We start from the raw sequence: 24,291 nt of genomic DNA, 5'->3' as shown, positions 1-24,291 counted from the left end.
TTTTGTGGTTTTCAACAGAGTTATGCACAAAGTTATCCACAGGGTGTTTTCAGCAATTTTTCGGAGAATATCCGTTGTTTAATCTAGTGATTTAGCATTTGAATGTCAATCCCTTACTACTAATTCTTCTTCACTCCACCCTTAGGATCCTAATAAAATTTTAAAGTTTTTCTTCTATTGGTACATCAAATAAAGAGTATGATAAACTATAGGTACTTTCGAAAAATCAGGTGAGGTTATTTATGAAAAATAAAAGTAGGCAGTTTTTAAAAAACAACTGGCCTTATATGTTAGCCAGTTTCTTCATTCCATTTTTAATTATGGCAATTATCTATTTGAGTATTGGGATTTATCCAGGAAGTAGTCGCAGTGTTTTAGCCAGCGATGCCTTTTCTCAATTTTCAAATTTTCACGCAAGCTTTAACAATGTTCTTCATGGAAAACAAAGTCTTTTCTATACGTGGAATGCTTCTTTGGGACTAAACTACTTGTCCTTAATTTCCTATTATCTTGGTGGCTTATTTACGCCGCTCGTCTTTTTCTTTAACAATCAAAACATGCCTGATGCGCTCTATTTCCTAACGTTGTTGAAAATTGGGAGTGCTGGCTTGAGTTTTTGGTTCTTGGCAAAACAAACCTTTAAGATTCCTAAATGGTCCCATGTGACTTTAAGTGTGTCTTATGCGCTAATGTCCTTCATTGTGGCCCATTCAGAATTAATTATGTGGCTGGATGCCTTTATTTATCTGCCACTCGTAATTTTAGGAATTCATCGTTTAATGGACCAACGAAAACCGACATTATTGTTTGTCAGTTATTTCTTGCTTTTCATTACAAATTATTATTTTGGCTTTATGATTGGGTTGTTTTCCTTCCTGTACTATTTTGCACGAACGTTTACAGACTGGCAACGATATAAATCTCGAATCGTTGCGTATTTTACTACTTCTCTTTTAGCTGGTGGAGCATCTATGATTATGGTCTTACCTGCTGTCTTAGATTTACGAACCAATGGTGAAACTCTTTCTGAAATTACAACCTTTAAAACAGAAGCGACTGCCTTTTTAGATATTATTATGAAAAATATGATTGGCGTTTACGATACAACCAAATATGGGTCCATTCCTTTTATTTACATTGGGTTGTTGCCTTTGATTTTTTGTCTCTTCTATTTCGTTACGAAAGAAATTCCATTGAAAAACAAACTACTTTTTGGCAGTTTGTTTGTCCTATTGATTGCTAGCTTTTACATCACGCCCTTAAATTTATTCTGGCACGGTATGCATGCGCCGAACATGTTTCTTTTCCGCTATAGTTTCCTCTTTTCATTCCTAGTTATTTTGCTTGCTGGTTATGGTTGGGAAAAATTTGAAAAGGATGATCTCGGCGTCTTAAGCGGCTTGATTTTGATTCTTTTAGCAATTTTTGCTCTTGCAATGGGCACAAAAGGTGCTACTAGTTATACGTATGTGACTTTAACCTCTTTCGTATTAACGGCAACTTTTTTACTATTATACTTTTTCGGAATTGCTTTTTATCAATTGAAAAAAGCGCCTATGCAATACTTAGTGATTTTGTTATTGCTGCTCGTTTCTGGTGAAGCAATCATTAATACACGGGCGATGGTCACTGGTATTTTAGATGATTGGAACTACGCATCACGCAGCTTGTATTCTGAGCCTTATCCTGACTTAAAAAATCTAGTCGATCAAACAAAAAAAGAAAATGATACCTTTTACCGCTTGGAAAATTTAAATGGTGTTTCGGCCAATGACGGCATTAACTATGGCTACAGTGGCATTAGCATGTTTTCTTCCGTACGGAACCGACATTCTTCAACATACCTAAACGCCTTAGGTTTCCGCTCGCGAGGCACGAATTTAAATATTCGTTACCAAAATAATACCTTGTTAATGGATGCTTTGATGGGCATTAAATACAATATTGCTGAAAACAATCCAATGAAATTCGGCTTTGAGCGACAAGCAGCTGCTGGTAAATATCAGCTTTATCGTAACGAAAATGCTTTGCCGTTAGGATTTTTAGCAGACAAAGAGATTTACAATGTTCGGCAACCTCTCAATGATAATTTAGGTAGTCAAACAAATTTACTAAATGCTTTAGCCAATACTAATGAACGGTATTTTACCTTTTATCAACCAACGATGACGCTTCAAAATAACGTGACAATTACGCAAAATACAGCTGGCGTAACTTTTACGGAGAAACAACATAACGTAGCCAAAGAGATTTCTTATACAGTCAATGTGCCCGCCAATACGCAAGCTTATTTGAGTTTATTCCCAACAGATTTTGCTCAATTGGAAAGTTCCACTGCGACGGTCACCGTGAACGGCTCGAGTCAGCAATCACAAATTGGCATTACTGGCCAATATTATAACTTAGGTTACTATCCCAAAGATACAACCGTTAACTTCAAAGTAAGTTTTTATGGAACCAAAGCAGTAAGTTTTGTTCAGCCGCAAGTAGTTGGCTTAAATACCAATGCATTTGAAAAAGCCATTTCCGCCGTGCAAGAAAAAGGCGTTGATTTAACCACTGGCAAACGCTCTGCTTCAGGTACCTTTACCGCCGACAAAGATCAAGTACTCGTCACTACAATTCCTTATGACAAAGGTTGGCGTGTCAAAATTGATGGCAAAAAAGTTACCCCAAAAGCCTTTAAAGATGCCTTTCTAAGCGTTCCTGTCAGCGCTGGAACCCATACTATTCAGTTCTCTTATTTACCAGAAGGATTGATTCCTGGCATCGTGTTATTCGTTCTATGTACTGGTGGTTTCGTTGCCTACGTAACCTTGATTCCAGCTAGACGAAACCGTAAAAAAGAAGACAAATAAAAAATCACGCGATGGCTAAGTCATCGCGTGATTTTTTTAAATTTCAGTCATTGCTTCTTCCACAAGCGAAACACTTTGATGTCTTCCTTTCGTAATCAACAAGGAAAGTTGCACAAAAGCAAAGAGTACACTGGTCCGCTTAGGATAAGCAAAATAACGTGGTTGCCAACTAGTGACATATTGTTCTTTGCGCTTGCGTGTATCTTGAAACGCATAAATTTGATAACTATACTTGTAAAAAATATTAACAAAGCGTTCTTTTAAGAAAGAGTACTTGCTCTCCCCTACGTTAGCCAACGGCGCCATCCCAATATCAATTAATTGATAGCCCTGCTGTTGATAGGTTTCAATAAAATGAGTGAACAAATATTCTCTAGTAAAAGCAGGTGCGTCTGAACGAATACGTAACAAATCATACGAAATACTTTTGCCTTTTTCCATTTCTTTTCCAGTAATGAAACCGATGACCGTTTGTTTCTGTCTCACCAAGCCCACGCTACTGCATTTCAAGTACTCGGGATCCAACCGTCCACCAATAAAGTAGCGCTCTTTTTGATTCCGTGACCAGTCCGCAGAAACTCGTTCTAACTCTTGATATAAGGCATCACTAATCGTTTCGGGATAAAATTCAAACTGAAAATCCGCTGCTTCTGCTGCTATTTTTTCAGTCACTGTTTCCGTCCAAGCTGTTTGATTCACTGTTGACGGCTCATCAAATTGAATCAAGCCTTCTTCCCCAACTTTCATAAATTCAAAGCCGCAATCGTGAAGATTCATAACATATTCTTCCGAAATACGATAAAAAACTAATTGATAGCCTAACAAATCAGCTTGATCCATAAACGCCAGTGTCGCCGCTGTCCATTTCTCTCGTTGCCCAATTGGATCCGCCAAGACAAAGCATTTATTAAACTTCATTTGAAACCCAAAAAGTACTTGATCTTCGCCTTCTTCTTGGTAATAAAAATGACCATAATCCTTTAAATACAAAAATTGACTGCCTTCGTTGCCACCAAATTTTTCCAAAAAGCGTGTCAACCGCGCTTCCTCAAACCCCTCACCTAAAGTAACAGTTGTTTCGGCTAAATATTGATACAAAAAGAATAAACCAATCAAGGAAATACTTAAACCAATCAATCCGTTAAACCAAACATCATCTGACGGAAACAACAAAAAGTGATTGATAACTTGATTGCCACCAGCTGGTCGTGCGGCGTAATAGCCAGCAACCGCATAACCGATAAACAAGCAGCCAAACAAAATACTATCTACCGTTAAAGCGCCCCATGAATAAACAAACTTTTCACGATAAAATTCTTTACGAGCCAAAATAACCGCCAATAAAATAACAGCATAAACAGCAATTAACTGCCACGAAGTCGTTCGTGCCACCGTATTTACAATACAAAATCCTAGTAAAATAATTGTAGGCCAATAAGCTTTTTTCACTTTCATAGAAATGCCTCGAGCTAAACCTAATAACAAGAATCCTACAAATAAATTCAATGTTTGATCTAAAAAATTAAAAGAAAAGGGAAGTAACACTTGGAATAAACGACTGACATTCGACAAATTCGTCACAGTCGACAATAGAACCATCATAATCCCTGCAAAATATAACGCCGCCACCAAAATAAAATGCGCCACTTTTTGTGAAAATAACCGAGGTAAATTATCAAAAAATTGATTAACTTTCATGCCTGCTTGTTGCAAGAACAAAATAACTCCTGTCATAAAAGGCGTCACATAATAAAACAAACGATAATACAACAACCAGACGACCGCTTGTGATCGATCAATCCCTAATTGTGACAAGCCCAAAATCATTAAGACATCAAACGTTCCCATACCACCAGGAACCATGGTTAACATCCCGATTAACGTAGCGATAACAAACATTGGATAAACAGAAACCATCGAAACTGGTACCTGCATCAAACGACCTATCATTAAGAAAGCAAACATCCCACCTAGCCATTGACCTAATGAAGCGCCGAATAATAGGAGCACCGCTTTTGGAAAAAATGTTTTAAACAATGTTCGCCGTTTTAAATACGTGAAAAACCAGAGCGCTGGCGCAATCAGGCTGCCCAATAATAACCAAACCCAATATTCACGAAAAACATTTTGGGTTCGAATAAAAAATAAATCAACAAACGCCACAAAAGATAAAATAGATAACCCTGAAATCAAGAACAGAGCAACTTTTGAGACCGTTGCTACAACCTTGCCCCGTGGTACATCTTTTCCGTAAAAATTAATCCGTAGCGTTGCACCAACCACGCCGCCAAAACCCGCTAAGTTATTAATGGTATTGGTGACCCAAGCCGAAGTTAACCAATCCATTCGTTTCATTGGTGGCTTACCTTCTTTTTCCAATAATTTAACGACTACATAGTCATAAAGGAGCATCGGAATAACCCCTAATAGTCCTGCCAAGACCATACCAATTAAACGCCCCGTACTTTGTTGTTCCATCGTGGAAAAAATATCCGCCCAGGTCATGCCTTGAGCGATATGTGTCACTTGGTTAGCCACGAAAACTAATACAGAACCAAGAAAAATTAGTTTCAATAATAAACTGTGTTCTTTCAACCACTGCGTTAGTTGGCTAATATTTTTTTTCATCTTATAGCCTCTTTCATATCTCTTTTCTATTCATTTAACTTTCGTTTTATCGATTTTCTTCCATGGTAGCCTATTTGCTGAAAATTTTCCAGCACGGCTAGACATTTTGGCTGAATCGTATTGTTTTATTGAAAAAAAAGAGTGAGAAAAAAATCTAAGACGATTTTTTTCTCACTCTTTTAACTGTATTTTTTACGCCACTACTTCTGCGATAATCTCAATCTCCACCAACACATCCATCGGTAATTTAGAGATTTCAATCGTTGTGCGTGCAGGATATTCCGCACTAAAATACTCAGCATAGACTTCATTGAATGCCGTGAAATCCGCCATATTTTGTAAATAGCATGTCGTTTTGACTACATGAGCAAAATCACTACCAGCTTCTGTTAAAATCCCTTGAATATTTTTCAGTACTTGATTGGTTTGTTCTTTAATCGTTGTCCCAACCACCTTGCCTGTTTCAGGATCCAGTGGAATCTGACCAGAAGTAATCAATAAACCATTCACAATTTTTGCTTGTGAATATGGTCCAATTGCTTGTGGTGCTTGCTTTGTTTTAATTGTTTTCATTTCTTTTCCCCCAGTAAATGACAAGTTGTTACTTTTTGTTATTTTATTTGTTTCTATTTTTCCATTGTACTGCAACCATTTTCGGAATGCTATCTTTTCTCAATTATTCCCAAGCGCTGATGATGTGCCATCCTTTTGTAAAACAGCTTCAAAACCTTGGCGCATCCTTTCAAGTCCCTCGTGTAGTTTTGCTTGCGAACAGCCAATATTTAACCGTAAAAATCGTTGTCCATTACCGCCATAAATCGAGCCGTCCATAATGGCGACTTTCCCCACAGAAACTAAAGCCTCTTGTAAGCGGGCCACATCTGGAACTGCCGCTGATACGTCCAACCACATTAAGTAAGTGGCTTCCAGCTCCGTCACTTTAATTTTTGGCAAATATGTCTGTAAAAAATCTTTCACGTAACGTTGGTTCTCCGCTAAATAATCATTCAACTCGTCAACCCAAGTACCACATTTTTGATAGGCCGTCATGGTTGCTAGCATTCCCAAAATACTTGTTGATGATAGACCATCGGCATTTTTTAATTTGAGCTGAAAAGCGTCACGTAATTCGTTATCTGGAATTAGGGCGTAAGCAAAAATCAGCCCTGGAAAATTAAAGGTTTTCGTGCCACTGGTAATAATGGCAGATTTTTTATAACCAAATTGCGTAATTGGTCGATGAACTTGGCCTTTATTAACGATATCCATATGAATTTCATCAGAAAGTAAAAACACATCATACTGTTGGCACAATGAAACCATTCGCTCTAATTCCCATTGCTCCCAAACACGTCCTGTTGGATTATGCGGGGAACATAAAAGCAAACAGCGATTTTCTGGTTGCGCTAGTTTTTTTTCTAAATCAATAAAATCAATGCTGTAGCGCTTCTCTTGATAAAGCAGTTCATTTGCCACTACTTGCCGCTTATTTTCCTGAATAACTTTAAAAAATGCATCATACGCAGGTGTTTGTAAAATAATGCCCTCCCCTTCATTAGTTAATAATTGGATCAACGCAGAAATCCCATAGATAACGGTCGGGGTATACATAATCCAGTGTTCTTCAATCTTCGTCTGGAATCTTGTCTGGTACCACGTTTGAATTGCTTCTTTTAATTGTGGATGGTTCCACCTCGTATAGCCAAATACGGGATGTTTCAAACGCTCCTGTAATGTTGCCAGAACTGCCTCTGGCACAGCAAAATCCGTATCGGAAATAGTGAAGGGAAGCAAGTCCGCTTCCCCAAATCGATCTTCTACAAAATCCCACTGTGTACAATACGTTCCTCGTCGATCAATTGCTTTATCAAACGACACACTCTTCACCTTCTGTCTTTTTTCTAACCTAAAATCATCTCTAATTGATTACGGACCGTTGTCACTTTGGTTCCGATAATCACTTGCACATTCTGCGCATCTAAATGCACGACGCCTAAAGCCCCTAATTGCTTTAATTTGTCATCATCTACTTTATTAGCATCTGCTAACACTAAACGTAAACGCGTAATGCAATTATCAATAGCTTGAATATTCTCTTGCCCACCCAAAGCCGCTAAAATCCCAGGCGCATCATAGCCACCCGTTTTCTTATATTGAACTTCTTGATCGGTATATTCAGTCTCATCTAAGACCTTGTCTCGTCCAGGTGTTTTTAAATCAAAGGTTACAATGACTGTTTTAAAGACGAAATAATAAACAACAAACCAGATAGCGCCGACAATGAGAACCCACCACCATTTTGTATAAGTTCCTTGTAACAAGCCAAAAATAACAAAGTCCAGTAGCCCGCCATCAGTGTTTCCAATCACAACACCCAATAAAGCCATTACCATGAAACCTAGACCAGTCATAATGACATGAAACAGCCATAATAATGGACTAATAAATAAGAATAAAAATTCAATTGGTTCTGTAATGCCAGTGATAGCCGTAGCAATTACACCCGAAAGGAGTAAGCCTTTAATCTTATGTCGATTCGCCGGAGCTGCAGTATGATACATCGCAAGTGCCGCCGCTGGTAAGCCAAAAATAAAGGTCGGCATTTTCCCTTGTGACAAGAAAGCTGTTGCGCTTGGTGAAATCGGTAAATTATTTTGCAATTCTGCATAGAAAATATTTAACGCACCAAACACTTCTTTGCCAGCCACCACCGCTGAACCCCCTGCTTCAGTAAAACGAATCATGGAAACCAAAATATGATGCAACCCAAACGGTAACAGTAGACGTTCCCCTGACCCAAACAGAAAAGGCCCAAAAATACCAGAACGTTGGATAAGTTGGCCAATCGCCATAATCATTAGCGCGAAAAGTGGCCAAACTAACGGAATGACTAAGCCCACGAAGGCCATCACTAATGAAGTAATAATTGGCACAAACCGTGCGCCAGAAAAGAAGGCAAAACTATCTGGTAGTTGCACCGTATAAAATCGATTATGCAACTTATAGACAATAAGCCCCGCGATAATTCCACCGAGAACGCCCATTTCAATCGTTTGAATCCCAAAAACCATTCCTTGGCCAGCTTCCCGCAACTGTTCAGGATCCACGAGGCGATTCGTCTGCACTAAATAGAAATTAATCGCTAAATTCATCACCGTATAGCCTACGAAACCTGAAAACGCAGCAATTCCTTTTTCTTTCCGAACTAACCCCAACGGAATGGCCATTGCAAACATGACAGGTAAATAGGCAAACGCAAAACCACCAATTGTCGACATAAATTGGAAAATAATTTTTACTGCGGGCTTTCCTAAAAACGGGATTGTTTCAATCATAGATTCACTGGAAAAAGAACTTCCTAATCCCAACAAAATCCCCATAAAAGCTAATAAAGCCACTGGCAACATAAACGTTTTGCCTAATCCTTGGAAAAACTCCCAGAAAGTCGCTTTCTTTTTCTTTACTGCCATTTCTTAACTCCTCCATTCATTCTTTACAAAACTAAAAATGATTGCGTTTACATTCATTGCCCTCATTATAACTAGCCCAAAACAAAGAAAAAAGAGGCTACACTTTTTCTGTATCCCCTTACATCATTTAGTATGGTGTTGCATAAAATTACCGCGGCTGCTTTGCCTCTGCGTACATTAATAAAACCGTATCGAACAAACAAATGACAGCAATTCTTGAACTTAAATCCACGCGCTGATGATAACGTGTCGTCCCTTTGGCAAATAACGTCGTCGTCGACAATTTTTCCAAGGTGCTTCCTTTAGTCGAAATCAAACTAATCATCGGCACTTGCTGTTCCTGCGCTACACGTGCATACGCTAAAATCCCCTTAGTTTCTCCTGTATAACTGACAAAAATGGCTAAATCCCGTCCATCCAGATTCTTAACTGCTGCCGCTTGTTCATCCCAATCAGATCGTGCATAGGCTTTTTTTCCTAAAAATGTTAGCTTTCGTGCAAAATCAGTACAAATAGGAAAACTGCCACCAACACCGAACACTTCAATCGTATTCGCGCACTCAATCATTTTTAGCATTTCCGCGACTTTGGCTTCATCCATCTGTTGAAAACTATCTTGCACGTTGGCGATCAATTGTTGCGTAATGGCTTGAAAACTACGACTATCGCTTTCTGTGCTCTCGCTCTGCACCGATTGGACGATCGCATATTTTAATTCTTGGAAGCCTCGATAACCTAAGTATTTGGCTGTCCGAGAAATAGTGGCTGTTGAAACAAACAACGCCTGCGCCACCTCATAAATGGTTTGTGAACTAATTTCCGTCATATGCGTCAAAATATAATCCAGTACTTGATTTTCAATTTTACTTAAATCATTTCGTTTCTTTTCTAACAAAGCGATTAATCCCTCAGTCGACATCCAATCCCTCACTTTAAATCCTTTTTTATAATTATACACCAGAATATTCTGATTATTTCAATAAGAAAGTCCAAAATAACCAACAGCGGCTCCATCATTCGCCAGAGAAAAAAATCAGCCTTCCGATGGAGGTACTTGTTGCGTGTTCTTGCTATACTCTTTATATAGAAAACAGGAAAAATTTGGAGGTAGTACGTATGAATAATCAACGACCAATGTTTATAAATATTCTTTTAGTGGTCCTTTTATTTTTAGTTGTCGGTTCACTCTTTAGTGCCGTTGTCGGTATCGTGGGAAGCTTATTGTGGCTAGCAGTAAAAATTTTAGTTCCCGTAGCGATTATCGTGTGGCTTGTTCGAACAATTTCGGGAAATAATGGCAACTGCCGCCGTCGTTATTAAAAAAAACCAGGTTTTCCTTTTCGGAAAACCTGTTTTTTTACTTCTTTTATCTAAAAGCATATACAATATTGCTAATACCAAACATCATAAAGTAGAAGCCAACTAAGAAGCTTAGAGTTAATGCTGAAGACAATGGATTAAATAATAACATTACACCTAAGATAATCCCTAAAACGTCAACAATTAATGTGAACCAGAAGTAACCTGTGCTTACTCGTTTAGCAAAATCTAAAGTAAATAAGCCGAAAATTGAGTCGAATAAAAACCAAATTGCAAAAACAAATGGTAACACAGCGACACCAATATTTAAGTTAAACAATAAGTAAACACCAATTAGGATATCAATAATCCCTAAGATGATTGGTGCATAAGCTTTGTAGCCTAGCAATTCTTTCATACGATTACGTACAAAAATTTCGAAAATCCCTTTAATAATAGCAAAAATCGCAAAAACCATCACAATGGCAATTAAATTACCGGCAGGATTTTGGAAAGAAATTAATGCAGTCAGAACAAATAGAATTCCTAATACTAATGAACCCCAGTCCATTCCATGATGTTGTCGTTGTTCCATGACACTCACTCCTCTATAAAATAATTTATTACACTTATTATGTTACTACTATTTTACAAGGTGTCAAATATTTTCATCGTGCTTTCTGAAAACCATTTCAATGATAACTCCATTAAAAACAACGTATCACTTGATTGTCTCTTTTTTGGTGCACAATTGTGTCTTTTTTGTATAAATAAGTCCCTCGTGTTCCCACAAAAAAACCGCTACTTTTTCATCTAGTTTATAAAAAAGTAACAGTTATAAATTATTTTTTCTTTTTCCCAATCGAGAGAATCCCTCTTTTTATGACATCAAAGAAACTCAAAGATTGGACCATATGATCTGGGTCAACATATTCACGAATAGCTCGTAACACTCGCTTCGGCTCTTTTGAAGCAAACGTATACGTCCCATTTTTCTTGGTTTGAATCGCATAACGAGGAATCCATTTTCCTTTGAACATTACTGAAGCCAACACGTAATCGACTTCTTCCCACGGAATTTGGATAAACTTACGTGGATCTTTGGCATGGTAAAATTCAAACCCGCGGTCACCTATCATAATTTGTCCATAATCTGTTAATCCTGTAAATGCCGTCGCATCTATAACTAAATCAACTTTTGTGTTTAATGATTGTACCATGTTATCTGCTCCATTTCATTCGACTAATTCCTCTTTATTATACGTTTCTTTCCTGATCGAAACAAACAAAATTACATCTTTGTTTAAAAAAGCGGAAGAAAAGTTTCTCGACTTCTCTTCCGCTTTTTTTGATTAGAAGTAATAAACTTACCTCGTCATTCTTATAATAAGCCGATTAAGTGGCCGACTACGCCGACTACGAATAAACCAAGAATGATAACGATTGGGCTAACTTTTTTCTTCAATAACCACATACATAAGAATGTAAGTAGTAATGGTGCTAGACCTGGAATCAATTGATCTAAGTTATCTTGTAAAGTAGTAACTTTCGTTGGTGAAAGCGCCAAGCCTTGGTTCACTTGTTCAAAGGCTTTATGCATTCCTTCACCGCCAGCAGGAAGTTTATCCCACTCGATATAAGCACCTTTGTCTAACTTAACTTGTGAGACAATTGGTAAGAACTTAATCGATACCCAACGTTGAACTAATGCGGCCAGTACGAACATCCCTAAAATAGAAGCACCTTTTGTAATATCTTGTAGTAAACCACCTGAAAGGTCATCAGTAATTTTAGAACCTGCTTTGTAACCAAACTCTTGTGTATACCACATGAATGACCAACGAATTAAGTTCCAAGCAACGAAGAATAAGATTGGGCCTAAGATGTTACCACCCATTGCTAAGGAAGCACCTAAAGCTCCTAACATTGGACGAACAGTAAACCAGAAAACTGGGTCACCGACACCGGCTAAAGGACCCATCATCCCAACTTTAACCCCTTGAATCGCTACGTCATCAACTGGTGCGCCATTGGCACGTTCTTCTTCCAAAGCTAATGTTACACCAAGAATTGGTGAGGCAATGTATGGGTGTGTATTAAAGAATTCTAAGTGACGTTTTAACGCCGCTGAACGTTCTTCTTTCGTTTTATATAATTTTTTGATTGCTGGAATCATTGAGAATGCCCAGCCGCCGTTTTGCATACGTTCATAGTTCCAAGAACCTTGGATAAATGTTGAACGCCAAGCTACAGCTAAACGATCTTTTTTAGTTAATTGAATTTTTTCTGCCATTTTCTTTGCTCCTCCTTCAGAATTAGTAGTCGTTTAAAATATCGCCTAATGGGTCGCCAGAGTTGCCTCCGCCATTTGAGTTAGAAGAACCGCCCATTTTAGATAAGTTCAAGTAAATAAGAGCTAAAGCGACACCTAAAGCACCTAATGCGATTAATGTTAATTGAGAAATCGCTGCGACTACGAAACCGATAATGAAGAATGGCCATACTTCTTTTGTTGCCATCATGTTGATTACTAATGCATAACCTACGGCAACGACCATACCACCACCGATAGCCATACCATCAGTTAACCAAGCTGGCATTGATTCTAAGAAATTACGAACAGTGTCAGCAGGAATGAATAGTAACGCACCTGCTGGAATCGCAATACGAATACCTTGTAAACATACAGCGAAAATGTGTAACATTTCAACTTGTTTAATGTTGCCTTTTTCAGCAGCCGCGTCCATCATGTGAACGATTGGCACCGCAACTGTCCGAACGATCATTGTTAAGAACAAACCTGCAACCGCTAAAGGAACTGCGATAGCAATCGCTGAAGGAACACCTTTAACACCTTGGCCACCTAAAACTAAAATAATTGCTGAGGCAACAGATGCTAAAGCGGCATCCGGTGCAACGGCAGCCCCGATGTTCGCCCAACCTAACGCGATCATTTGTAAAGTACCACCTAAAACAATTCCGGCTTCTAAATTACCAGTAACTAATCCGATTAATGTACATGCTACTAACGGTTGGTGGAATTGGAACTCATCCAAAATCCCTTCCATACCAGCTAGAAAGGCAACGAGTAAAACTAAAATAATTGATATAACAGACATGATAAGCCTCCTATTTTGATTTGTATTTGGCGAGTTACGCGTTTGCTAACTCATTTTTTGCTTTTTTCAAAATTTCGTCCATATTCGCTTTTGAATCATTTGGCACTTTACGCACATCAAATTTGATGCCTTTGGCTTTTAATTCATCAAACGTATCAACGTCTTCTTGACCCATTGATAATACTTTGCTTACAACGACTTTTCCAACAGAGTGAGCCATTGAACCAACGTTTACTTCTGGGATTTCTACGCCGCCTTCAACCACTTTTAAGACGTCTTCAGGATTTTCAAATAATAATAATGCTTTTGTATTACCAAAACGTGGATCTTTCGCTACTTCAATCATTTTACTGATTGGAATAACATTGGCTTTTACTCCTGGAGGAGCTGCTTGTTCGATTAATTTCTTACGTAAGTCATCTTTTGCAACGGCATCAGAAACAACAATAATTCTGTTTGGTTGTGTTGCTTTTGTCCAAGCTGTTGCTACTTGACCATGTAATAAACGTGAATCAATACGTGCTAGCACGAATTTAATTTTGCCATCGCCAACAACTGTACCTGGTGGTAACGAACCTTTTGGCTGTGCATCTTCTGTCGCAGCAGCTTTTGGTGCTTCTGCTGGTTGTAACTCTTCTGGTTTAACTTTGACACCATCTTTTGCTGTTTCAAGAATGTGTGTCGCAATTTCTTGTGCTGATTCCATAGAGAAACGAGAAGCATATGCTTCAATAACCATTGGTAAGTTCATACCTGCAACGATTGCCCATTTGTCTTTATGATCTTCTAACAATGAGTTCGCTTGGTTAAATGGTGTTCCTCCCCATAGGTCAACTAAAAATAGTACTTCGTCTTGATTGTCAAACGATGCAATGGCTTCTTGCATTTTTGCTTTTACATCATCGGGACCTTCGCTAGGCATTAACGTAACTGCTTTTACATTTTCTTGTTCGCCAAAGATCATTGCACCAGATTGCAAGATCCCTTCAGCAAATTCACCGTGACTTGCTAGGATAATTCCTACCATTTTTATACCTCCTGTATAATTGATGTTTTTTTTCATGGTTGTACTGCTAAACGCTTTCACTTTTTGAAAAAAATCAGATAAATCAGATTCTGACAAAAATAAATGAAAAAATTTCAATAGTTCTTGATTTTTTTCAACATCAGCACTTGCCTTTATCAATACAGTTCATGAAGCAATGATGTTGGTCCTAGGCCACCACATCCTTTCAATGTCTTTCGTCTGTAAAAATGAACGTCAGCTGGCGTTATTTTCTTTGCTACGCTCTTTTTTCAGTAAATCCATCAAATTCACTTGGCTGTCTGCTGCGACTTTTCGAATTTCCAATTCAATACCTTGTTCATTTAAAAACAGAAATGCTTTTAAATCGTTGGCATCCACTGCGACTGCATTCGTAATCATTCGCTTGCCTGTGCTGAAACTCATTCCGCCAATATTCACAGAAGTTAGTTGTACACCGCCTTCGACCACTCGTTTCACGTCCAAAGGATTAGTGAATAACAACATGGCTCGAAACGAATCAAAACGAGGATCAGGGTAAACATCAATCATTTTTTGAACAGTGATGACATTTACTTTGACACCAGGTGGAGCAGCTTGAACCAACAAGGCTTTTCTCAAATTGTCATGAGCAACGGAATCACTAACCACTAAAATGCGATTAATGTTCGTCAATTTTGCCCAAACAGTTGCTACTTGGCCATGAATTAATCGATCATCAATTCGAGCTAAACGAATATCCATTACCATCGGGAATGCTCCTTTAAATTCATTTTTAAAGGTTAGGACCTTTGTCTTTTTACTTAAAAATTTTAGGTAAAAAGGGACACCTTATTATAAGCAAGTTTCGTGCCAACTTTAGTGTATCGGTTCGAAACCTAGAAAATTATAGGTTTTTTTAAGAAAATTAAAAAATAGATACACTAATAAATAGTGTATCTATTTTTCTGTATTAATCTAGTGTATCAATTTCGGTGATTTTATCTTCGATACACTGGGCATTTTTGACTAACTGTGCGATAAAATAAACTTCTTCTGCTGGAATATCCATATTAAGAGCTTCTTCCATAGTCTCAATTGAGGCCACAATCACTGGATAAATTGGTTCTTGAACCAATCGACCAAGTTCCTTTTCTGAAACCGTCAGTGTATCATTCCGTAAAATACGCTCCAACATGCCCGATGTGTGCATAATCAAATTGATGTAAAATGTGTACTCTTCTGGCATCGCTAATTGGGTTTGGATATTTTTAGCGAATGACCACAACAGCTCAATGATTTTTTTTCCATTAATGAAAGTGAAACTTTGCTCCATATATTTGAGACAAATTTCTTTTGCTGCCGCTTCGTCCAACGGCTTATTCATTACTTCTTCTTTCCGCTCTGCTAGTAATTGCTGAATAATTTTTTCTGCTTCACCGGAAAAGAAATTTTCCATGGAAATATAAGGAACTCCAATTTTGGGATTGGTAATCCCAGTTGTCGCAATAATTTCATAGTCTTCTTGAATTTTAGGCAAGACTTCTTTCATATTTACAATGGACAAAGGAATCACTTCTAAATGCCAGTCTATTTGTGGCAAGACAGCTTCCTCAATAAGCTCTTTCATTCGGCGCGCAGTTCCTTCTCCAGAAGCGCAGATAGCAATAATTGCTCTTGTTTTCCAATTTTCAATGATTTGTTTCGTTTCACTTTGGCGAATATCGGCATAGCCATGAAAGTTTTTTAAAGACTCGTGAAGTGTTTCCAATTGCGTATCAATTAATGCGGTTTTGCGGGCCGCTTCAAGAACAATTGGCGTGGTCACCATGTCTACTGTCCGCACATCAATGCCTGTCTGGCGTACAATTTCTTCTGAAAACGTACTTAATGAACCCATGTCCACTAATAATAGTACGCCATTTTCTTCATTCACTTCACCAACTGCTTCAACGATTTTACGCAAAGCTTCTTTCGGTGGCATATCTAACGGCATATCCACAGCCTTCAAATTATCAACATTTAACAATTGAGAAACCACTTGTACCATACTGCTAGCGGTGCTATTTCCGTGCGCAGCCACGACAATGCCAATCCGGCCAGCCTCAGGATTTTCTCTTAAAGAAATGAGCAAAACAGCTAAATAGTAACTTTCAGATTCAGGAATCTCCATCTGATAACTACTTTCAATAATATTTTTAATTTCTTTCGCTGTTTCAAACTCTGTTGGATAATCTAAAACCATATTTCGAATACTTTCATTTAAAGGATGCTTAGGATCTTTGCCTAATTGGATGCGTTTCAAGAAAGAACTAATGTGTAAACTCATTGCATAAATAAAATTGGGTTGAAACGAATACGATAACCGCTTCGCTGCAAAATTATAAATTTTCTTAGTGACATCAATAATTCGTTGGTCAACAATTTCAGCCAATTTATTTTCTGTATCAAAGGTGAACCCATAATCTTTGTAGAAAGATTTTAAATGAACATTGATATCCGTTGTAATAAAATTATTAATTAGTTCTTGGTCCAAGCCGTCTGCTTTTAAGAGAGCCGCTTTATCTCCAATAATCTCATATAGATTGTAAGGCAATTCATAGGCATCTGACTGAATAGCTACTAAAGATTCATTTGGTGATACCACTAATTGCGGTTCCAGATATTTCGATAACTCCGACAATACTTCTCGATTACTGGCAAGTTGCATAATGCCTTCTTTAATATTGTCCGTTAATTCGTCCATCGTAATCATTAATTCCTCTTGTTCCATCTGATTAAGGAACCCTCGCGCAGTCACAAGTTGCACATTCGATTTTAGCTGACCGACATTTCCATAAGAAACACTTCCAATTAACGCTTTGACCACATCTTCTGACAAAGAGATTCGCCGTTGAATCCGCGCTGCTTCCATTGAAACCATCACTTTTAGGAGGTCAATTTTTTCTTTCGCAGGACGGTCACTAAAGTTCGGTAATTGAATGATAATCGGAATGCGTCGCACAAAAGTATTCAATAAAGAAGAAGTAGGATTCTCCGTCGTAGCACAAATAATCCGAACATCCGCATGATGTGATTTCACTGTTTCACCTAAACGCGCGTACACGCCGTGATCCATAAAATAAAAAATCATTTCTTGTCCTTCGGGTGGTAACCGATGTACTTCATCTAAAAACAGAATGCTGCCATCTGCTTCATCAATAATCCCTTCTTTTGCTTTCGTAGCGCCTGTGAAGGCCCCTTCTACATACCCAAATAAATGCGACATCAAAAGTTCTGGATTATGCGCATAGTCTGCACAGTTAAACACCACAAACTCTTTTTCTTTGGCCACAATTTGGTTCAGCTTCGCAAATTGAAACATGGCATGAGCAAAATAAGTTTTCCCAGAACCTGTTGGTCCAGTAATTAAACAATTCAAGCCTTTTGGCGGATATAAAATCGCTGCTTTGGCTTGTTCAACCGGCGTTTTCATGCTTCCAGCTGAACCGATAATTTTTTTGAAAATATCTTCAACTTCTGGGGTTTTACTTGTCGTGACTACTGGTTCAACCAATGGTTCGATAAAAGTTTTTGTGGAGTGATCCATTGATTTTTCCCGATAACTTTTAACTGGCTTGGTTAATGGTCGATGCTGAAACGCCACCTGCGCGACATATTTTACTGGTCGACCAGATAATTTTTTCAAACGCCCTTCACGAACCAGTTGATTCAAATCTTTACTAGCATTGGTCCGCTGAATGTTTAAACGTTCTGAAATTTCTTGTGTCGTGACTCCCGCATCACTTGTTAAGGTCATTGGCGTTAAATTCTTCGTTTGCTCTTTAACATATTGATAGATTTTTTCAATCCGCTTCATTTTTGATGGCTCCTTTAATCGATACACTAATTAAATTACATGATACAGTGTATCATTAAAAAAATACACTAAAAACCCTTTCATGAAAAAAATTTCTGTTTCACATGAAACATTTTAAAAAAGCGCCTTTTTTCTATAAAAAACCCACCTTTTTATTCGTTTCTGTAAAAAGATTGAAACTCCTTGAAAAAAGGTTCTGTAGCCGATATAATGCAGAGAGGTTCAAGAATATATTAAAAGCGAGGAAAACAATTGATTACTGTTAATGATGTAAGTTTACAATTTCCAGATCGTAAACTTTTTGAAGAAGTGAATATTAAATTTACTCCTGGCAACTGTTACGGCTTAATCGGCGCAAACGGTGCAGGAAAATCAACGTTTCTTAAAATTTTATCAGGTGAGATTCAACCGACAACTGGCGTGGTTTCAATGGGTCCTAATGAGCGACTAGCAACGCTGAAACAAAATCACTTTGACTACGAAGACTACACTGTTTTAGAAACTGTAATTATGGGACATAAACGTCTTTACGAAGTAATGAAAGAAAAAGATGCTATCTATATGAAAGAAGATTTTTCAGATGAAGATGGGATTCGTGCCGCAGAACTAGAAGGCGAATTTGCTGAACTTGACGGTTGGGAAGCAGAACCTGAAGCAGCTGTTTTACTCCAAGGGCTAAACATTCCAGAAGAATTACATGATCAAAAAATGAGCGAATTAACAGCTGGTCAAAAAGTCAAAGTATTATTAGCTCAATCTCTTTTTGGTAAACCAGATGTCTTACTATTAGACGAGCCGACAAATGGTTTAGATACCCGCTCAATCAATTGGTTAGAAGAATTTTTAATCAACTTTGAAAATACCGTTATCGTGGTTTCCCATGACCGTCATTTCCTAAACAAAGTCTGCACTCACATGGCAGATTTAGACTTTAGTAAAATCAAACTTTACGTGGGTAACTATGATTTCTGGTTGGAATCAAGCCAACTAGCGACAAAATTGCAAGCACAATCTAATGCCAAAAAAGAAGAACAAATCAAAGAATTACAAGACTTTATCGCTCGTTTTAGCGCCAATGCCTCAAAATCAAAACAAGCAACGTCTCGTAAAAAAATGTTAGATAAAATTACCTTAGATGACATTCAACCTTCCTCTCGTCGTTATCCATTCGTTGGTTTTACACCAGAACGTGAAATCGGCAATGACTTATTACAAGTTGAAAATGTCTCTGTAACGATTGATGGCAAAAAAATCTTAGATAATATCTCGTTCAACTTAACAAAAGATGATAAAGTGGCATTCATCGCTGACTCAGATATTACAACGACTACGTTATTCAAAGTGATTATGGGCGAAATTACTCCCGATACAGGTTCTGTTCGTTGGGGCGTTACAACTAGCCAAGCTTATTTACCAAAAGACAACAGCAAAGACTTTGAAGAGCCATTAACCATTTTAGATTGGTTACGTCAATTTGCTGGTAAAGAAGAAGATGACAATACGTTCTTACGTAGTTTCTTAGGTCGGATGTTATTCTCTGGTGAAGAGGTACTAAAACCAGTCAATGTTCTTTCCGGAGGCGAAAAAGTGCGTGTCATGCTTTCAAAATTAATGCTTTCCAAAGCCAATGTCTTAGTTTTAGATGATCCAACGAACCACTTAGACTTAGAATCAATTACTGCGTTAAATGATGGGTTGATGGCTTTCACTGGTTCAATTCTTTTTGCTTCACATGACCACCAATTTATCCAAACATTAGCGAACCGAATTATTGCTGTTTCTGATAAAGGGGTTATTGATCGGGCAGAAACAACCTATGATGAATTCTTGGAAAACCCAGAAATTCAAAAACAAATGGACGTTTTATTCAGTTCAGATTATTAAAAAAATAGAGAAGTCATTAAAAAATGACTTCTCTATTTTTTATTTTCTTTTTTCACCAAAAGAAAACACAGCAATACAACCTATTCCGGTATGACTAGTAATGGTGGGTCCTAGAGGATAAATCAGTATCTCATTAACTTCTATTTCTTTTTCAATTAATTCTTTGACTTTTTCCGCGTCATCTTTCGTTCCTGCATATGCAATCAATAGTGTTTGTTTCATTGGCTCTACAATGCCTTGAATCGTTTCTTGCGCAATCTTTTGCAAGGACTTGTTTCGTCCACGAGTTTTACCAACGGATGCTAGTTTGCCTGCCGCATCCACGCGAATAATTGGTTTAATGTTCATTAAGCCACCAAGTGCAGCCGCTGTTTTAGAAATCCGTCCGCCACGTTCTAAATGTTTTAAATCATCTACCGTTACCCACGAGTGAAGTTTCATTTTTTGCTCTTCAAGATAGGCAACAACTTCTCCTAATGAATGACCATCTGTTTGTAATCGAATGGCTTCTCGGACTAACATCCCTTGACCTAAGCTAGCTGCTTTTGTGTCAATAATATGAATTTCTACATTATCATATTCTTCTTTTAACATCTCTACTGATTGCAACGCACTTTGATAAGAGCCACTTAACCCAGATGAAAAAGCTAAATAAATCACCGGTAACCCTTGCTCCACAAAAGGACGGAAAAATTCATTGTAGCGTCCTACATTAACTTGAGAGGTAGTGGGCATACTTCCATTTTTAATAGCCGTTAAGAAGTTCTGATAATCAAACGTTTCACCTAAATCATCGCGATATTCTTTCCCGTCAATTTGAATATTCATGCTAATAAAAGGTACTTGGTTTTCTTTTAAGTATGTATACGGCAAGTCACAACAAGAATCTGTCACTAATTGATAATTCACGGACAATTGCCCCCTTCATGTTTTCTTTTATTTTACCATAGTTTTTCATTTTTATATAAAATTAAAAAAGAACGTAAAGGCTGAACTGGCATAAGCCATCCTTTACGTTCCCTTAAAAATCTGCTTAAATTTGTGCCCAAACGCTTTCTAAAACGTTCGTTTGGTTACGGTCTGGACCTACAGAGAATGTTGAAATGCGCACACCAACTAATTCTGAAATCCGATGCACGTAGTTACGAGCATTAGCTGGTAAATCGGCTAAAGTTTTGCAACCAGTGATATCTTCAGACCAACCTGGTAATTCTTCATAAACTGGTTTACAGCGGCTTAATTCTTTCAAGCTTGCTGGATAATGATAAATTAATTCACCATCAAGTTCATAAGCTGTACAAATTTTCACCGTTTCTAAACCACTTAACACGTCAATCGAGTTTAATGACAAGTTTGTAATCCCTGATACACGTTTTGAATGACGCATAACTACTGAATCAAACCAACCGACACGACGCGGACGTCCTGTTGTTGTTCCGTATTCTTTACCGACACGACGAATGGTTTCTCCTGTTTCATCAAATAATTCTGTTGGGAATGGGCCGTCACCGACACGTGAAGTGTACGCTTTGCAGACACCAACCACTTTATTAATTTTTGATGGACCAACGCCACTACCGATAGTTACGCCACCAGCTACTGGATTAGAGGAAGTAACAAATGGATAGGTTCCTTGATCGATATCCAACATGACACCTTGTGCCCCTTCAAATAAAACCCGTTTTCCAGCATCTAATGCATCGTTTAAAATAACCGAAGTATCTGTAACATATTGTTTAATTTGTTGTCCGTATTCATAGTATTCTTCAAAAATATCATCAAATTCAATGGCTTCGCTATCAAACATTTTAACGAATTGACGATTTTTTTCTTCTAAGTTAATTTGCAAACGTTCCGCAAAAATTTCTTTATCCAATAAATCAGCGATACGGATTCCCACCCGTGCTGCTTTATCCATGTAGGCTGGGCCAATTCCTTTAATCGTTGTCCCAATCTTGTTTTCACCTTTCGCATCTTCTTGCAATTGATCCAATTTAATATGATACGGCAAGATGACATGGGCACGATCTGAAATACGTAAATTATCAGTGGCAACATTATTTTCTTTTAAATAAGCTAATTCTTTTACTAAAGATTTTGGATTCACAACTACGCCGTTACCAATTACACTAATTTTTTCTTTATAGAAAATCCCTGAAGGAATTAAATGTAATTTATACGTTACGCCGTCGAATTTAATGGTATGTCCGGCGTTATCTCCGCCTTGGTAACGAGCGATCACTTCTGCGTTTTCACTTAGAAAGTCTGTAATTTTTCCTTTACCTTCGTCGCCCCATTGCGTTCCAACAACTACTACTGATGACATTCGAACACCTCGTTCATAATTTTTTTGTCCTGAATCATTGTACCAGTAAAACCAGTCCCTTTCAAGGGTAAAAATCGAATATTCTTTCACAATCAAAAGCGTTTCTGTCAAAAATACGAACATTTTTAGTTATGTTTTTGTAAAATAATAAAATATACGAATATTGTTCGTGTTTTACTCTCTGATTTTAATCCCTTAATAAGCAAAAAAACGAACTCAAAAAATGAGTTCGTTTTTTAAAATTCTGTCCTCGGCGAAAGCGAAGAAAATTTATTATATTCTTTAATGAAAAGTAATTCGACCGTTCCACGCGCACCACTACGGTTTTTCTCAATGATGACTTCTACAACATTGTCAACTTCTGGTGGCTCATGATCGCCGTCTTCTCCTTCACCACGATCGTAGTAATCATCACGATAAAGAAAGGCAACGATATCGGCATCTTGCTCAATGGAACCTGATTCACGAATATCACTTAACACAGGACGTTTATCTTGACGTTGTTCCACGCCACGAGAAAGCTGTGACAAAGCGATAACCGGGACTTTTAATTCTTTCGCTAATTTTTTTAATTGACGTGAAATATCAGAAACCTCCTGTTGGCGGTTCTCTTTTCCAGTTCCTTCAATCAATTGTAGGTAGTCGATCAAAATTAGACCTAAGTTGCCTTTTTCTTGTGCTAATTTACGACATTTCGCACGAATTTCGGTAATTTTAATCCCTGGTGTGTCATCAATATAGATATTCGCACGGGACAAACTACCCATCGCAATAATTAAGTTTTGCCATTCTTCTTCAGATAATTGCCCTGTTCTTAAATGGCTGGCCTCAATGGATCCTTCTGCACAAAGCATCCGGTTCACTAATGACTCTGCCCCCATTTCTAAACTAAAAATAGCGACAGCTTTATCTGTTTTGGTGCCGACATTTTGGGCAATATTTAATGCAAAAGCGGTTTTCCCTACCGCTGGACGGGCCGCTAGAATGATTAGCTCTTCCGCTTGCAAGCCAGCAGTCATTTTATCCAATGCTTGATAGCCTGTAGGTAAACCAGTAATCTCTTCATCATTTTGGTATAATTGGTCAATATTCGCAATAGTTGTATTTAGAACATCTGAAATTGATAAAAAGCCACTGCGATTCCGCTTTTCAGAGACTTCTAAAATGCTTCGTTCTGCATCATCCAAAATAGATTCAACATCTTCACCTTGCTCAAAGCCTTTAGTTACAATCTCTGTAGCGGTTTGGATTAAGTTGCGCAGCAACGATTTTTGTTCAACAATTTTTGCATAATAAATGACATTGGCAGCTGTCGGTACAGCTAAAGCTAAATCTGACAGATAACTTAGTCCGCCAACATCTTCTAACAAATTCTCTTGTTCTAGGCGATCTTTGATTGTTACCACATCAATCGCTTCATTTCGGTCGCTTAAGGTCATCATCGTTTGGAAAATCAACTGATGACTACGACGATAGAAATCTTTAGGTTCCACATATTCCATCGCTTCTATTAGCACATCTGCATCTAAGAAAATAGAACCTAAAACGGCTTGTTCCGCTTCAATATTTTGTGGCGGTACCCTATCTTGCAATAATTCATTCATTTTGTTCTCTCCCACGATGTCTTACTTTCTGGTTCATTTAGTCTATCCATTTTAACACAATTTCATTAAAAAAAGTACATTTTTTCTCTGCTGATTTCTCTATTTTTAGTTCACTTTCCAATTTTTAAAAATATACAATTAATAAAAATATAATACTTTCGTTAATTTAAATTGTTGTGTATTTGATTTTTAAATATTATAAAAATAATTTGAGTAATTTATTTTGCATAAAAAAGAAGCC

Annotated in this window: 18 protein-coding genes; 3 read left to right on the top strand and 15 right to left on the bottom strand. The window is 37.7% G+C overall.

Features of this window, described 5'->3' with window-relative positions; translation table 11 throughout:
* The first annotated feature begins 242 nt into the window (after positions 1–242).
* The gene (locus IGK03_RS00145; protein WP_002370603.1) at positions 243–2,858 is read left to right on the top strand and encodes a YfhO family protein; all 2,616 of its coding nucleotides are present in this window, start codon (positions 243–245) and stop codon (positions 2,856–2,858) included.
* A gap of 36 nt (positions 2,859–2,894) precedes the next feature.
* Here IGK03_RS00145 and mprF read toward each other — a convergent pair whose 3' ends face one another.
* The 5 genes from mprF to IGK03_RS00120 form a co-directional block, all read right to left on the bottom strand.
* On the bottom strand, positions 2,895–5,486 hold the full coding sequence (mprF, locus tag IGK03_RS00140; protein ID WP_002370602.1) for a bifunctional lysylphosphatidylglycerol flippase/synthetase MprF: 2,592 nt from the start codon (positions 5,484–5,486) through the stop codon (positions 2,895–2,897).
* 192 nt (positions 5,487–5,678) lie between these two features.
* Positions 5,679–6,059 (bottom strand): RidA family protein, encoded by a 381-nt coding sequence (locus IGK03_RS00135; protein WP_002356039.1) that lies wholly within the window; start codon positions 6,057–6,059, stop codon positions 5,679–5,681.
* Positions 6,060–6,158: 99 nt separating this feature from the next.
* The gene (locus tag IGK03_RS00130) at positions 6,159–7,373 is read right to left on the bottom strand and encodes a MalY/PatB family protein (RefSeq protein WP_033625233.1); all 1,215 of its coding nucleotides are present in this window, start codon (positions 7,371–7,373) and stop codon (positions 6,159–6,161) included.
* Positions 7,374–7,387: 14 nt separating this feature from the next.
* On the bottom strand, positions 7,388–8,956 hold the full coding sequence (gene malX, locus IGK03_RS00125) for a maltose/glucose-specific PTS transporter subunit IIBC (protein WP_002378674.1): 1,569 nt from the start codon (positions 8,954–8,956) through the stop codon (positions 7,388–7,390).
* Positions 8,957–9,104: 148 nt separating this feature from the next.
* Entirely contained in the window at positions 9,105–9,875 is a 771-nt protein-coding gene (locus IGK03_RS00120; protein ID WP_430602393.1) for a MurR/RpiR family transcriptional regulator, read from the bottom strand.
* A gap of 197 nt (positions 9,876–10,072) precedes the next feature.
* Here IGK03_RS00120 and IGK03_RS00115 point away from each other — a divergent pair, with 197 nt between their 5' ends.
* Positions 10,073–10,276 (top strand): hypothetical protein, encoded by a 204-nt coding sequence (locus IGK03_RS00115; protein WP_002381332.1) that lies wholly within the window; start codon positions 10,073–10,075, stop codon positions 10,274–10,276.
* 46 nt (positions 10,277–10,322) lie between these two features.
* On the opposite strand, the gene IGK03_RS00110 is transcribed toward IGK03_RS00115, so the two are convergent.
* From IGK03_RS00110 to IGK03_RS00080, 7 genes are all read right to left on the bottom strand, one after another.
* Entirely contained in the window at positions 10,323–10,850 is a 528-nt protein-coding gene (locus IGK03_RS00110; RefSeq protein WP_002356034.1) for an HdeD family acid-resistance protein, read from the bottom strand.
* A gap of 247 nt (positions 10,851–11,097) precedes the next feature.
* A complete protein-coding gene (locus IGK03_RS00105; RefSeq protein WP_002356033.1) occupies positions 11,098–11,475 on the bottom strand; it encodes a DUF956 family protein in 378 nt (125 codons plus the stop codon).
* A gap of 161 nt (positions 11,476–11,636) precedes the next feature.
* Positions 11,637–12,548, bottom strand: coding sequence for a PTS system mannose/fructose/sorbose family transporter subunit IID (locus IGK03_RS00100; protein ID WP_002356032.1), 912 nt, complete (start codon positions 12,546–12,548; stop codon positions 11,637–11,639).
* 22 nt (positions 12,549–12,570) lie between these two features.
* The gene (locus tag IGK03_RS00095) at positions 12,571–13,374 is read right to left on the bottom strand and encodes a PTS mannose/fructose/sorbose transporter subunit IIC (protein WP_002356031.1); all 804 of its coding nucleotides are present in this window, start codon (positions 13,372–13,374) and stop codon (positions 12,571–12,573) included.
* 34 nt (positions 13,375–13,408) lie between these two features.
* A complete protein-coding gene (locus tag IGK03_RS00090) occupies positions 13,409–14,401 on the bottom strand; it encodes a mannose/fructose/sorbose PTS transporter subunit IIA (protein WP_002356030.1) in 993 nt (330 codons plus the stop codon).
* A gap of 234 nt (positions 14,402–14,635) precedes the next feature.
* Positions 14,636–15,148, bottom strand: a complete 513-nt coding sequence (locus IGK03_RS00085; protein WP_002385473.1) for a mannose/fructose/sorbose PTS transporter subunit IIB — start codon at positions 15,146–15,148, stop codon at positions 14,636–14,638.
* A gap of 202 nt (positions 15,149–15,350) precedes the next feature.
* Complete coding sequence (locus IGK03_RS00080) at positions 15,351–18,236, bottom strand: sigma 54-interacting transcriptional regulator (protein ID WP_010713659.1); 2,886 nt, start codon at positions 18,234–18,236, stop codon at positions 15,351–15,353.
* A gap of 252 nt (positions 18,237–18,488) precedes the next feature.
* Here IGK03_RS00080 and IGK03_RS00075 point away from each other — a divergent pair, with 252 nt between their 5' ends.
* Positions 18,489–20,120, top strand: a complete 1,632-nt coding sequence (locus IGK03_RS00075; protein ID WP_002359215.1) for an ABC-F family ATP-binding cassette domain-containing protein — start codon at positions 18,489–18,491, stop codon at positions 20,118–20,120.
* Between the two features lie 39 nt (positions 20,121–20,159).
* On the opposite strand, the gene IGK03_RS00070 is transcribed toward IGK03_RS00075, so the two are convergent.
* The 3 genes from IGK03_RS00070 to dnaB all read right to left on the bottom strand — a co-directional run bounded on the left by IGK03_RS00070 (position 20,160) and on the right by dnaB (position 24,050).
* Positions 20,160–21,029, bottom strand: a complete 870-nt coding sequence (locus IGK03_RS00070) for a DegV family protein (RefSeq protein ID WP_002359214.1) — start codon at positions 21,027–21,029, stop codon at positions 20,160–20,162.
* Positions 21,030–21,153: 124 nt separating this feature from the next.
* On the bottom strand, positions 21,154–22,446 hold the full coding sequence (locus tag IGK03_RS00065; protein ID WP_002359213.1) for an adenylosuccinate synthase: 1,293 nt from the start codon (positions 22,444–22,446) through the stop codon (positions 21,154–21,156).
* A gap of 236 nt (positions 22,447–22,682) precedes the next feature.
* Positions 22,683–24,050 (bottom strand): replicative DNA helicase, encoded by a 1,368-nt coding sequence (gene dnaB / locus IGK03_RS00060; protein ID WP_002381331.1) that lies wholly within the window; start codon positions 24,048–24,050, stop codon positions 22,683–22,685.
* Between the last annotated feature and the right edge of the window lie 241 nt (positions 24,051–24,291).

The sequence above is a fragment of the Enterococcus sp. DIV2453a genome (assembly GCF_050533535.1).
GTDB lineage: Bacteria > Bacillota > Bacilli > Lactobacillales > Enterococcaceae > Enterococcus > Enterococcus faecalis.
This window is presented reverse-complemented; position numbering and strand designations above follow the sequence as displayed.